The sequence below is a fragment of the Desulfitobacterium sp. genome (assembly GCF_982384815.1).
Genome location: NZ_CEVWNY010000013.1, coordinates 15,625 through 28,990, shown reverse-complemented (window position 1 = coordinate 28,990; position 13,366 = coordinate 15,625). Strand labels below are relative to the sequence as shown.

Here is a 13,366-nt window from a genome sequence, read left to right as displayed (position 1 = left end):
CTCCGCTTCTGGTTTGCCATTTTACCTATTTCAAATCCTCCCCATCCAGAATCAGATCACAGGGAAGTATTCGGATCAGTTCTTCACGGGATGAGGTTGATTTTTTATATAAGCGTACCGCTTGTCTGCGAATAGTTTTCTCGACCATATTGCGTACTAAGCGCGCATTTCCCGCATAGGGGTGTGAGTTTAATACACCCTCAAGCATTATCCGGAAGGATTCCCGAGCTTCAAAAGTCAGTTCATATTGACGAGTTTTGAGCATGGAGTCCCCGATGCTTAAGAGCTCATCAATTGAGTAATCGGGAAAATCAATATGTATGGGAAAACGGGATCTAAGACCTGGGTTAGTCTGCAAAAACCATTCCATTTCGTTTTTATATCCTGCCAAAATCAGGATTAATTCATTCTTGTGATCTTCCATAGCTTTCACAAGAGCATCGATGGCTTCTTTGCCGAAATCTTTTTCTCCTCCCCGCGCCAGGGAATAGGCTTCATCAATAAAAAGAACTCCTCCTAAAGCCTTTTTGACTTGATCCCGGGTTTTTTGAGCGGTATGTCCGATATATTCCCCTACTAGATCAGCTCTTTCACATTCTATAATATGCCCTTTTTGGAGGACATCCATCTCTTTGAAGAGTTTGCCGATTAAGCGTGCAACAGTTGTTTTACCTGTTCCGGGGTTGCCGCGAAAAATCATATGGAGCACCAGGGGTTCGGCAGCAAGCTTTTCTCGGGAGCGGCGCTTGGTAATTTCGAGGTAAGCTTGTATTTCGTGAATCAGGTTTTTAACTGTTTCCAGACCGATTAAAGAATCTAATTCGGCTAAGATTTCCGCAACATTGTTTTTCTCATTCTGGTTCGATGTTACCTTTCGGCCTCGATAGGATAGCTCCTGAATATCCTCTTCAACAGATGCTTTTGCCGGAGCCAGCGGGGTTTCCACAATTGGAGGTTGATTTTTTTCCGGTCGAAAGGTAATACGAATTGGCATAAGTTGTGACACCTCCCGTCTTTACTACTATACGCAGTAAGACGGGAAAGGTGTCCGAAAAATTCTTGCTCATTTCGCGCTATTGGAAGATAAGGACTTAGCATATCTTACCCGAGCGTTCTTATCCAAGTGTTTTTTACGCAGACGAACGCTCTTGGGGGTAATTTCCACCAGTTCGTCATCGTCAATATATTCTAAAGCCTGTTCCAAAGTAAATATTTTAGCCTTTTCTAAGCGTAAGGCTTCCTCGGCATTGCTGGAGCGCATATTCGTTACATGTTTTTTCTTAGCCACATTGACTTCAATATCTTGCTCCCGATTGCTTTCGCCGACGATCGTTCCTTCATATATCTTGGTTCCGGGCTCAATAAAGGTAACTCCACGCTCTTGAGCGGCATGAAGTCCGTAGGTGGTAGCTTCTCCAGTTTCAAAGGCGATCAAGACACCGCGGCTTCTTCCGGGAATATCACCTTTATAGGGTTCATAGCCGTTAAAGACATGACTCATAATCCCTTCGCCTCTGGTCTCAGTTAAAAAGTCACCACGAAAGCCGATGAGTCCCCGGGCGGGAACTTTAAATTCCACCCGCATTTGCGTCGGGGAAATATGAGTCATATTCACCATTTCCGCTTTACGTTTTCCCAATAACTCAATAACGGTACCCATAGCAGACTCAGGAATGTCACAGATCAAGTATTCAATTGGTTCGTATTTTTCCCCATTGATCATTTTGTAAATAACCTCTGGTTTCGAGACTTGAAGTTCATAGCCTTCCCGCCGCATATTTTCGATAAGAATGGAAAGATGGAGCTCACCACGTCCGGAAACTTTAAAGGAATCGGCAGAATCCGTCTCTTCAACCCGTAGGCTGACATTGGTCTCGATTTCTTTGTAAAGCCGCTCCCGAAGTTTCCGAGAGGTGACAAATTCTCCTTCTTGCCCGGCAAAAGGGCTGTTATTGACAATATAATTCATGGTCAAGGTGGGTTCATCCACTTCAATTACCGGGAGAGCCTCCGGATTATTGGCATCAGCTACAGTTTCGCCAATGTTAGCAGTGGTTAAGCCCGTAAGGGCAACAATTTCCCCGGCTACCGCCTCCGGGATATCAATGCGCTTCAAACCCTCATAGGTATAGACTTTGCCGATTTTAGTCCGTTCAAAACTTCCATCTCTTTTGATTAGGGTAATACTCTCTCCTTGGTGAACTTTACCGCGTACGACCCGGCCAATGACGATTTTGCCAACATAATCATCGTAATCCAAGGTAGTCGCTAAGAGCTGAAGAGGTGCCTCAGTATCCACATAGGGAGCGGGAATATGCTCCAATACTACACTGAAAAGTGGTTCAAGGGTATTGATCAGTTGATCGGGGCTTAACCCGGCGATTCCTTCTCGTGCCGAAGCATAAACTACCGGAAAATCAAGCTGTTCATCATCGGCACCCAGTTCAATAAATAAATCGAGAACTTCATCAACCACCTCCGCCGGACGGGCATCAGGACGGTCGATCTTATTGATGACGACAATGGGGACAAGTTTTAACTCTAAAGCCTTACGCAAAACAAAACGGGTCTGGGGCATTGGTCCTTCATAAGAGTCCACAATCAACAGTACCCCATCCACCATCTTTAGAACACGTTCTACTTCACCGCCAAAATCGGCATGACCAGGGGTATCAACGATATTGATTTTGGTACCCTGCCAATTAACCGCGGTATTTTTGGAAAGGATCGTAATCCCCCGCTCCCGCTCTAAATCATTGGAGTCCATAACTCGCTCCATGACATTTTGATTGGCACGGAAAGTTCCGCTTTGCTTAAGCATGGCATCTACTAAAGTTGTTTTCCCATGATCAACGTGGGCAATAATTGCGATGTTGCGAATATTTACAGATTTCATCAAATTTCCCTTTCTAAACTAAATTACCACTAAATTTTAATATATCATGGCTTTATTATCTGTACAATAAGCCAAATTTAGTAATGCCTTGAAAAAGTAATTCTACACACGAAAAAAGCCTGATTGAATCAGGCTTTTCAAAACATGACCCTTTATGTTTAACCTTACTCTGCAGGGGTGTTAGATGCTGCAACTAAATTAATCGGACGCAGAGGCATTACTGTAGAAATGGCGTGCTTATATACCATTTGTTGTTTACCTTCAAATTCAATCACTACCGTAAAATTATCAAATCCGCGGACTAGGCCTTTTAATTGAAAGCCATTCACTAAGTAGATCGTGACTGGCATATTCTCTTTCCGGACTTGGTTTAAAAAAGTATCCTGTAAATTGATGGGCGATTTGTTCATTTTTTTCCCTCCACCACCATCTATTTCTATTTTTCTATTCTACACGACTTTCGATTTGTCTGCAAGTGTCTAGCAAGGATTCAAGAATATTTCTTAGATCACCGGTATAAGTATCGTACCAAGTAATCCTGGGATCTCGGCGAAACCAAGTTAGCTGGCGTTTGGCGAAATGCCGGGTATCCCTTTGAAAAATTCTTAGCATCTCAGCTGGAGTTGCTTTGCCGAAGAGGTAAAGAAGAGCGTGTCGGTAACCAATGCTTTGCAAAGGTTTAATATTTGAGGAATAGCCTTCTTTAAGTAAATTATGAGTTTCTTCGATTAGTCCCGAAGCTATCATTTGCTCACAACGAAGATTGATACGCTCATAGATAATTTCCCGTGGCGCCGTTAGCCCTACATAAAGAATTGAAGAAGGTAGGGGCGGGTATTGCGAATCTTGGTTGCCCCGGATTTCCGAGAAGGGCTTCCCGGTTATCCGGCATACCTCCAAGGCCCTAATTATCCGGACATAATCATTGGGATGCAGACGCTGAGCACTCAGAGGATCTAGCTTCGATAATTCGCCATGGAGAGCTTCTTTGCCTTGTTCCTCTAGAAAAGCAGTCCAATATTTGCGAATTGACTCTGAGCCAATTTCGGCAAAATCAAAAGGATCAATCAAAGAACGAATATAAAGACCGGTACCTCCTACCACAATGGGGATCTTGCCACGATCATGGATATCTTGAATACATTGATTGGCTAAAGTTTGAAACTGAGCTACGGTAAAAGGTTCATTGGGGTCAAGAAAGTCCAGCAAATGGTGGGGGATATCTCTCTGTTCTGCTTGGGTAGGTTTTGCCGAACCAATATCCAGTTTTCGATATACTTGCACCGAGTCTCCTGAGATGATCTCACCATTAAGGGCTTGAGCAAGGGCAACTCCCAGAGCCGTCTTCCCTACTGCGGTTGGTCCAACGATAATAATTAATGGTTTCATGAACCAGCCCCCTCCTTTTCCATAACCCCATAGTCCACATGACTATAATTTCCTCCTTCTTCGATGAAAAAACCTAAACGAGTAAATTCGTGGCTGTTCTTTCTCTCTTTAAGAATAACACGCTTTCGTGCTGCCCGGTAGGCCTCCTGTACTGACTGCTTGGCGAGGGGTTCGGGATTGGATACTTCGTGCAAAGGTCGAATGGAAGTGCTTTGCTCACGGGTGTGACGGAACATAGGATCAAAGTAAATTACATCGACTGAGTTGGTGGGCAACTGAGTAAGCAGCTCCTGGTGGTCTCCCCACTGAACGGTAATCCGCCGGGCTGCTTCAGCTAAAGCTTGCCACGCTTTGGCTTTATCAGGATTTGCCACTGGTGGATAGGCACCCTGAGCTAAAGACCTTAAACCCTCTTGGACTAAGGCAGCAAGAATAGATGAGTGCTCCAAACCAATCACTTGTCCCTTATTGCCTACTTGATAGGCTGCCACTAGGGCATCGGTTCCCAGCCCTAATGTGGCATCTAAAAATGTATCCCCTTCCTTTAGTTGGGTCGCCCTAAGGAAACGATCAGGTTCCCCTCTGAGCAGCTGAATAACTCGGAGTAAAGCCATATTCGGATGAAATCTTAAGGAAGCTTTCCCCGTCTCCAGGCAAACCCCTTTGCGGCTGATTTGCAGGATAGGATATAAAGTGCCTTTATGCTCTTGTGAAACAGAAGCCTTCTTTTCCAGGTCGAGAAGCTTTATACCGGGTTGTTGAGAAAACCAATGCGCCTTCTCCCGAAGAATAGGGTCTTGGGGATGGGTGATATTTAAAATTACTGTTGACTGAATCATCGAATTGGCTCCCCTATTCTTAGTTTCTGTAAAAACGGTGTTCCAACTCCTCCTTACTCAATTGAATCATGGTGGGACGGCCATGAGGACAGGTGAAAGGATTATCTGTCTTGCTCAGCCGGACTAGGAGTTGCTCCATCTCCATTAGGGTTAAGTTTTCCCGGGCCCTTATGGATTCTTTGCAGGCTAATAAATAGATCCATTCCTCCAGCAATTGATCCATCGTCGGAGGGATATGATTGAGTAGAACTTGGTCCAGGAAATCCCGCAGCAGTTTTTCGCCCTGAAAATGGCCGCTATAGGCCGGAATACCCCGTAGTAGATAGGTTCTTGTCCCGAATTGTTCAAGAATAAAGCCCATCTCATTAAGCACCAGGATATATTCCAAAAGGGCTTCTTCTTCCCCTGGGGTAAATTCCATGGTAAGGGGAACCAATAACATTTGACTATCCCCAGGTTGGTTGCGGAATTCTTTTAATAATCGTTCGTAATTGATTCGTTCATGAGCAGCATGTTGATCAATGATTACTAATTGTTCCGCATCGGTTGCCAGAATATAAGTGTTGAATACTTGGCCGATGGGTCTTAAGGCAAGGAGTGGATTTGCGCTTTTGAGTTCTTCCGGCACAATATAGGGATCATCACTAAAGACATCTGGAGTTTTTTCTTCCGAAGCTGGTTCAGTATCTTCCGGCTGTAATTTTTCCGGGGGTACAGGGAGGGTGGATATAGTAGATACGGTGGGATTGCAAATTAGAGGATTAAATGGAGATTTTGGTCCGGATTCTTTGAGATAATAAGGATCATTTTCTTTATTCGATAGTTTTCCCTCGGGGAATATAGGACCTACATTGTCGGTGAAATTTCCCTCTCTACCAGTGACAGTTGTAGCTTTGGCGAAAGTCTCGGAACTAGCGGAATCCCAGGAAGCCTTGGAATCTATAGGTGGATTATTAGGTCTTTTGGAGGTAAAGCTAAAGGCATATTGAGAGGGCTTTGCCGTAGAACTACTAGTTGAAGTAGGAGTAGAAGTGTGTGTTGAAGTATCAACAGTACTTGCAAAGGGACTACGGCGTGATTCTCTGGCAAAAGGTGCAACAGGATAGGCCTGAAGCAGGGTTTTTCGAATCCCTTCTGCTATGAATTGACTCAGTTCCTTTTCATTATGAAAACGGATCTCCATCTTGGTGGGGTGAACATTGACATCATATTCATGGGGTGGAAGTTCAAGATTTAAAACGATAATAGGGTAAAGTTTGGCGGGAATCAAGGTATGATACCCCTCTAAAATAGCCCTACTGATGCTTTGGGAACGAATTATCCGTTGATTTACGATCAGTGTCTCTCCTTGTTTAGTGGAGCGGACCAGATCTGGTGGGCTAATATAGCCCTCTAGGTGCCAATCACCCTGGCTATAAGAAATCGGTAAAAGGCGACGGGCGGTAGATTGGCCTAGGACAGCACCGATGCTTTCCAGCAATTGCCCCCTTCCCGGTGTATGCAGAACGAGAGTTTTGGGGTGTTTAAGGGTAAAGGATACATCAGGACGAGCCAAGGAAAGGCGTCCGATTACATCCGAGATTAGGCCAAATTCCGTATTCTTTGACTTTAAAAACTTGCGCCGGGCCGGGGTATTAAAGAATAAGTCATCAACAGTTATGATAGTCCCCGGAGGGCAACCGATCTCCTTAAATTCGATCTGCTCTCCGCCTTCTACCTGTAAAAGCCATCCAGCTATTTCTGAGGGAGGGCGGCTGATTATTTCCATTTTCGAGACAGAGGCGATACTGGGCAAAGCTTCCCCGCGAAAGCCAAGGGTTTGTAAAGATATAAGATCATCGATTCGGCGGATTTTACTGGTGGCATGGCGCAATACGGAAAGGGGTAAGTCCTCGGCAGGGATTCCTTGTCCATTATCTTGGATACGAATCCTCTCTATGCCGCTACCTTCAATAGTTATCTCGATTTGGGTAGCATTAGCATCAAGGGCGTTTTCGATTAGCTCTTTCACAACGGAGACAGGGCGCTCCACCACTTCTCCGGCGGCGATCTGATTGGCAGCTATTGTGTCAAGGATCTGTATTTTTGAGGTCAATAACTAGTTACCCCCTTATCTAAATGCCAAAACTCAACTTTATTGTTCAGTTGATCCTGGAGTAAAACCGATGACTTACGGCCAATATAGTGCTCCCATAAATCATAGCCTGCTTGAGTACATTCAGGACAAGCAGCAAAGGGAATACGAATTAGGACCGAGTCTTTGCCGGTCATGGTGTGCTGGCTTTCAATGCCGACCGTTCCTCCGCAGTGGTTGCACTGGCGAATCCAGTCCTTCCTAATTTCCCGGAAACCTTCAGTATCATAATAAACTGAATGAGGATAGTAGACCCATTTGCCTTTGGGCAAGAAGTTATCTGCACGGGTATTCCATTCCGGTTTAGCTCGACGATATTGGTCTTTTAGTTCCTTGAGGAAGCCTTTAAAGGAATTGGAACCGCTTTGAGGATGGCGAGGCTTTTGGGGTTCGATAACACCGCTATAGTCTTCTCCTGCTAAGGCAAGAACTATGGCAAGATTCACATAAGGCAATGCCCCTTCTATGGAATATCCCCCTTCCAAAACTGCCAAATCAGGATTAATCAGCTCAGTAATACGGCCATAACCACGCGCTGTAACATTCATCGAAGCTAGGGGGTCAGTAAAGTGGTTGTCTTGTCCAGCAGAGTTAATAATTAGATCCGGCTGAAAATCTTTGATGCGAGGAAGAACCCAATTTTCCAGAACATAATGAATATCATCATCACCGGTTCCGGGAGGCAGGGGAATATTGAGAGTGGTTTCCCAGGCATTGGGGCCGCCTTTTTCATAGGTAAAGCCGCTTCCCGGATAGAGAGTCCGGCCATCCTGATGGATGGAAATAAACAATACATTGGGGTCATTGTAAAAAATATCCTGGGTTCCGTCTCCATGGTGGACATCGGTATCTACTATGGCAATTTTTTTAATTCCATAAAAGGTGCGCAGATAGTTAATCAGAATTGCTTCATTGTTAAGTGTGCAAAATCCCCGGTTACCAAGTACGGTTGCCCCGGAGTGATGGCCCGGCGGCCGAACAAGGGCAAACCCATTGGTGATTTCCTTTTTAGCCCAGGCTTCCCCTAGAACCAGGGAACTCCCTGCAGCAATTAGATGGGCATCCAAGTCATGGTTTGCAGGCTCTGGGAAAATTCCTTGGGTTCGTAAGACATCCTTCAAAGAAGCAAGACCTGGTGAATACTGTTTAATCTGGGGAAGGTCCATTACCCCCTCTTCAAACAACTGTTCTTGAGTATAGAGAAGCCTTTCTTCCCTTTCGGGATGGGTATCACCTAATGACCAGTCAAAAGCTGGGAAGAATATTAAACCGGTATTTTTCATGTCTCAAGCCTCCCGACCACTCCCGGGGGAACAACTACAGAACCCCGGACAATTTGCCCAACTGTTTCATAACCTTTTACCACTGGGAAAAAATCAAAAGGTTGGGGTTTAAGTTCAAGTTCAGCAAGATTTAAGCCAACTTTTTGGGCCTTTTCTTGAGCGATTTTTTGTAAAAAATCCCTAACTTCTTTATGAGGACGTTTAGAACCAAGCCATTGTCCTTGTTCCCCGAATTCTTCAATTCGGTAAGTGCGGAGGGTGGTATCTAAATGAAGGGTGCAGGAAAAAGTAGGGCGGGCAAGTGCTGCACCGATGGCATTAGACACATCCCCATGTTCAGTATAGCGAACGGGTCGTTGAACTCTATCCTCTAAGGAAGGGGCAATTCCTTGGGCACTTCCTCCACTGACCCAGATATAAAAATCTTTAGAGCTATGAGGATGCAAAACCTCCCACACCTTATAAGCGGGTTCCTCTTGCCACTCCTTATGTAGACTGGTAAAGGTCCGCGCAACCTCATCTGCAAATCTTTCGAGAATCCTTGTAGCTAGTTGAGTAAGGGATTCAGGATTTCTTGATTCCGGAGGTAATAAGGTGGCCAACGCTTCCTCTGCTCGCTCATAATTCCCGTGAGTGATCCGCCGTAAATAACGCATTGCATCGGTGGGGGTGGGATACTTTCCGCCAAGACAATAGGCCGGTCCTGTTCGGTAAGGTGCAATATCAAAGCCCTCTGGAAGATCTGCTGAGGGTAAAATAGTTGAATCTCCCCCTATCGGTATTGAGCGAGTAGATAGGGTACGGATTAATGTCAGATAAGGACCAATTTGGGCACCATGAGCACTCATTAAAGGCTCGCCTGACAGTATTAATCCGATATCCGTGGTTGTACCGCCAATATCCACTACAACCAGAGAATCCTGAGGATCTACTTGAGCAAGTGCCCCAATGACACTGGCGGCTGGTCCGGAATTGATGGAATCAACCGGCCGCAGTTGATTACTGGGTACAACTCCTCCATCGGCCTTAAGAACCGTTATCTGGGCCTTTGAGCCGTTTTTTTCTACAGCTTGGTGCAACTGGGAGGAGAATTGAGAGTAGAGGTGTTTGCTGGCAGTGTTAAGGTAAGTGGTTAGGCTTCGCCGATAAAAATTCGCACTTCCCCATTCGTAGCCAAGGGAAACTGCTAAATCCGGATAACGCTTATTGAGAAACTGAGCTAAGCTATCTTCAAAGACTCGATTGCGATGGGAAAATTTACTGACTACTGCCGCTTGGGTAACTGAAGTAAAATCTAATTGATTGCAAATTCGTCGCCATTCTAATTCATCTGGGGGAGTCAGTTCCCGACCCCGATAATCTATTTCTCCCTTTAAAGTATGATAAGGAACCGGCCAGGGCAGTGCCTCTAATCTCATCCCCGATCCCGGAAAAAGGAATAATTCTACAGATGGCATTTTATTTTCTAGGATGGCATTGGTAACCAAGGTGGTACTGACTGTGATATTATCTACGGTTTTATTAAAAACCCCAAGACTTTCCAGTGCATGAAGCAGGGTTTCCAGCAGATTATCTGATTGAGTAGGTACTTTCGTCTTACTGATCAGACGATTCTCATAAATGAGAGCTCCATCTGTGAACGTCCCACCGACGTCAATCCCGACTTGGTATACCATAATGTCCCTCCTATGTTTTCTTTATATAGATTCTGAAGCATTAATGCGCTCTTTTAGGTCAAAAAGATATTCCATAGCCTGCCTTGGGGTTAAATCTTCTAAGGCTAATTCAGCAATCTCCTGTAATAAGGGGTCTCGGGGCTGCACCTCGAACAAGGTGAGCTGAGTTGCTTCGTTTACTTTTAGGATATTATCTTTTCTACTTTCATTAGAGGATGTCTCTAATTCATGGAGGATAATCTTGGCCCGCTGCAAGAGCTTAGCAGGTAGCCCCGCTAATTTTGCCACCTGGATTCCATAACTGCGATCGGCCCGGCCGGGAATGATTTTATGGAGAAAAATTATCTCTTCTCCATGTTCGCGAACACCTACATGCAGGTTAAAGATTCCCGAGTGTGATTCTTCCAAATCAGTTAATTCATGATAATGAGTTGCAAATAAGGTTTTCGGACTGAACTCTTGGCTGGCCAAATATTCGGCTACAGCCCAAGCAATACTTAATCCATCGTAGGTAGCAGTCCCCCGCCCCACTTCATCTAAAATGATGAGGCTATTAGGGGTTACATGGCGAAGAATATGGGCAACTTCATACATCTCAACCATAAAGGTACTCTGACCCGAAGCCAAATCATCGGATGCTCCTACTCGGGTAAAGATATGATCAGCAATGGGGATAGCGGCTTTTTGTGCAGGAACAAAGCTGCCGATTTGAGCCATCAGAACAATTAAGGCCACCTGGCGCATATAGGTAGATTTACCTGCCATATTTGGTCCAGTGATCAAGGCTAGATGTTTTTGCGGGGTTAAAAGTGTGTCATTAGGGACAAAGGAATTGTCATGGAGCATAGTTTCCACCACAGGATGCCGTCCCTCTAAGATGTGAAGGTCTCCCTTAGTGAGTATTTCAGGACGTATATAATGATTGCGAACAGCCGCTTCGGCCAGACTTGTATAGACGTCAATTTCAGCTAGAGCGTGGGCAGCTTCTAAGATCTTTGGGGTATAGGAACGGACTTTTTCCCGGAGTTCGAGGAAAAGTTGATATTCAATATTCATGACTTTTTCTTCGGCACCGAGGATTTTTTGTTCATACTCCTTCAGTTCGGGAGTGATAAAGCGCTCTGCGTTTGCTAGGGTTTGCTTGCGGATATACTCAGGGGGTACTAAATGGGAGTTAGCATGAGTAACTTCGATATAGTACCCAAATACTTTATTATAGCCAACTTTAAGGGAACGAATTCCGGTTCGTTCCTTTTCCATGTTCTCTAATTTTGCGACCCAGACCTTACCTCCGGTGGCGATGCTTCGTAATTCATCAATTTCCTCTGAGTACCCCTCCCTAAGGAGGTTACCTTCTCTTAAGGAAATAGGGGCATCAGGGTTGATGGCATGCTCTAAATTCAAAGCTAAGTCATCAAGACCCTCTAGAGCTGGAAGATAGGTTTTCAATGAAGGGAAGGTTTGATCAGAAAGCAGGCCCCGTAGTTGTGGCAAAACCCCTAGGGTTTGGGCTAAAGAAAGCAAGTCTCGGGCATTGGCGGTACCATAGGAGACCTTTCCCATCAGACGTTCAAGGTCAAATACCTTATTTAATTGCTGAATAAGGTCACTTCTTAAAAAGCTATCTTTAACTAAAGCCTCAACATTGTCCAATCGTTTTTCAATCTGATTTTTAGAAATCAAAGGCTGTTCAATCCAACGTCTAAGCAATCTTCCACCAAAAGCTGTCTTAGTATAATCCAATACGGAGAGCAAGGTCCCCTTCTTTTCTTGGCCACGAATAGATTCAGTAAGCTCTAGATTGCGCCTGGTCCAGGGATCTAGGAGCATCCAATGTTCTGGTAAGTAGGTATTGATTTGCAGGATATGGGACGGTTCAAGACCGGGAGAAGTGTCCAAAATATATTGCCAAAGTCCGTTAGCAGCTTTCATAGCTACAGGGAATTCGCGAAAAGTTTCTGCTTGCTCGGGAAAACGCTCTTGAAGATTAGTCTTGTAAAAAATCCCCTTTTCCCGCTGGGTAAGATAGTAATTTTGCCAACGCTTGGTTTTCGCAAGTTCAGAGGGTAAAAGCAATTCGGAAGGACGAATCCGGGAAAGCTCCGTTGTCAGAATATCTAGGAATTGAGTTTGAAAAATCGTGAACTCTCCAGTGGAAACATCTACAAAAGCTAATCCCCAATCTTGCTCATGAAAGACCGCAGCTAAAAAGTTATTGGTCTGTTCGGCTAGAGCCTCGGTTAAAGTACCCGGTGAGATTATGCGCACAATTTCCCGTTTAACGATTCCTTTAGCAGTTTGGGGGTCCTCGACCTGTTCGCAAATGGCAACTTTATGTCCGGCAGAAACAAGTTTCACTAAATACCCTTCGACAGAATGGTAAGGGACACCACACATGGGGGTCCTTTCCCCTCCCCCGGAGTCACGGCCTGTTTAGGCAATTTCCAGTATGGGAGCTGCTGTCAAAGCATCTTCTCCGAACATTTCGTAAAAGTCTCCTAAGCGAAAAAAAAGAATAGCGTCGGGAGCTTGCGATTTTATGGATTTATATTGCTGCATCATTGGTGTAGTCATCTTAACGACTCCTTAACATAAGGATCAAGAGGGTGTGTACTGGCAACTATATGAGAAACAGGCGAAGGTGCATATTCTAAAGGGAAGAGTATCTACTCTTCCCTCTTTTGGTTAATCAGAATGTATTTTATACGGCTTATAAGCAACCAAGAACCTCTAAATTAACAGCCTCCGCTGCAACCGGCACATCCTGAGGAGCAGCTCCCACCCTGGGGATCATTAGCAATTGCTTGTGCTAAAATACCGTTAATGGTATCCAACATTTTTGTAAATTGGTCTTGAGCTTGCAGATAGGCGGCAATGGGAGGATAACCTTCTACTTTAGCTTCCATTGCTTCTATGGCTTGCTTGTGTTCCTCAGATAATTCTTGACCTTGAGATTGTAGTTCATAAACTCGTTGCTGTTCATTTTGAAAATCGGCAATGATCTGTTGAGCTTGTTCGTCAGCCATCATTGCTTCTTCCGCGCTACGCATATTTTGTAATTCTACACTTTTAGCAATAGCAGCGGCTAGGACTTCGGCTTTTTCCATAATTTCTGCCGTCATTACAACACCTCCATGTTCGTTTGATTC

Annotated in this window: 9 protein-coding genes and 1 pseudogene; all 10 read right to left on the bottom strand. The window is 44.8% G+C overall.

Annotation, left to right across the window (positions count from 1 at the left end; all coding sequences use genetic code 11):
* Window positions 1–25: 25 nt before the first annotated feature.
* Complete coding sequence (locus AC1U9U_RS04010; protein ID WP_479959259.1) at window positions 26–994, bottom strand: AAA family ATPase; 969 nt, start codon at window positions 992–994, stop codon at window positions 26–28.
* 69 nt (window positions 995–1,063) lie between these two features.
* On the bottom strand, window positions 1,064–2,896 hold the full coding sequence (typA, locus tag AC1U9U_RS04005; RefSeq protein WP_479959258.1) for a translational GTPase TypA: 1,833 nt from the start codon (window positions 2,894–2,896) through the stop codon (window positions 1,064–1,066).
* Between the two features lie 164 nt (window positions 2,897–3,060).
* On the bottom strand, window positions 3,061–3,306 hold the full coding sequence (gene hfq / locus AC1U9U_RS04000) for an RNA chaperone Hfq (RefSeq protein WP_479959257.1): 246 nt from the start codon (window positions 3,304–3,306) through the stop codon (window positions 3,061–3,063).
* Window positions 3,307–3,340: 34 nt separating this feature from the next.
* On the bottom strand, window positions 3,341–4,285 hold the full coding sequence (gene miaA, locus AC1U9U_RS03995) for a tRNA (adenosine(37)-N6)-dimethylallyltransferase MiaA (protein WP_479959256.1): 945 nt from the start codon (window positions 4,283–4,285) through the stop codon (window positions 3,341–3,343).
* Window positions 4,282–5,124: a class I SAM-dependent methyltransferase gene (locus AC1U9U_RS03990; RefSeq protein ID WP_479959255.1), complete on the bottom strand. Its 843-nt coding sequence runs from the start codon at window positions 5,122–5,124 to the stop codon at window positions 4,282–4,284. The genes miaA and AC1U9U_RS03990 overlap by 4 nt, the downstream gene beginning before the upstream one ends.
* 19 nt (window positions 5,125–5,143) lie before the next feature.
* The gene (gene mutL / locus AC1U9U_RS03985) at window positions 5,144–7,219 is read right to left on the bottom strand and encodes a DNA mismatch repair endonuclease MutL (protein ID WP_479959254.1); all 2,076 of its coding nucleotides are present in this window, start codon (window positions 7,217–7,219) and stop codon (window positions 5,144–5,146) included.
* The gene (locus AC1U9U_RS03980) at window positions 7,216–8,541 is read right to left on the bottom strand and encodes a histone deacetylase family protein (RefSeq protein ID WP_479959253.1); all 1,326 of its coding nucleotides are present in this window, start codon (window positions 8,539–8,541) and stop codon (window positions 7,216–7,218) included. The genes mutL and AC1U9U_RS03980 overlap by 4 nt, the downstream gene beginning before the upstream one ends.
* Complete coding sequence (locus AC1U9U_RS03975; RefSeq protein ID WP_479959252.1) at window positions 8,538–10,217, bottom strand: hydantoinase/oxoprolinase family protein; 1,680 nt, start codon at window positions 10,215–10,217, stop codon at window positions 8,538–8,540. The genes AC1U9U_RS03980 and AC1U9U_RS03975 overlap by 4 nt, the downstream gene beginning before the upstream one ends.
* 21 nt (window positions 10,218–10,238) lie before the next feature.
* A pseudogene (mutS, locus tag AC1U9U_RS03970) lies at window positions 10,239–12,791 on the bottom strand (DNA mismatch repair protein MutS).
* Between the two features lie 161 nt (window positions 12,792–12,952).
* A complete protein-coding gene (locus AC1U9U_RS03965; protein WP_479959251.1) occupies window positions 12,953–13,339 on the bottom strand; it encodes a YlbF/YmcA family competence regulator in 387 nt (128 codons plus the stop codon).
* Between the last annotated feature and the right edge of the window lie 27 nt (window positions 13,340–13,366).

Coding starts and splice junctions, on each gene's coding strand:
- AC1U9U_RS04010 (WP_479959259.1), bottom strand. CDS start 994: ATGCCAATTCGTATTACCTTTCGACCGGAAAAAAATCAACCTCCAATT.
- typA (WP_479959258.1), bottom strand. CDS start 2,896: ATGAAATCTGTAAATATTCGCAACATCGCAATTATTGCCCACGTTGAT.
- hfq (WP_479959257.1), bottom strand. CDS start 3,306: ATGAACAAATCGCCCATCAATTTACAGGATACTTTTTTAAACCAAGTC.
- miaA (WP_479959256.1), bottom strand. CDS start 4,285: ATGAAACCATTAATTATTATCGTTGGACCAACCGCAGTAGGGAAGACG.
- AC1U9U_RS03990 (WP_479959255.1), bottom strand. CDS start 5,124: ATGATTCAGTCAACAGTAATTTTAAATATCACCCATCCCCAAGACCCT.
- AC1U9U_RS03980 (WP_479959253.1), bottom strand. CDS start 8,541: ATGAAAAATACCGGTTTAATATTCTTCCCAGCTTTTGACTGGTCATTA.
- AC1U9U_RS03975 (WP_479959252.1), bottom strand. CDS start 10,217: ATGGTATACCAAGTCGGGATTGACGTCGGTGGGACGTTCACAGATGGA.
- AC1U9U_RS03965 (WP_479959251.1), bottom strand. CDS start 13,339: ATGACGGCAGAAATTATGGAAAAAGCCGAAGTCCTAGCCGCTGCTATT.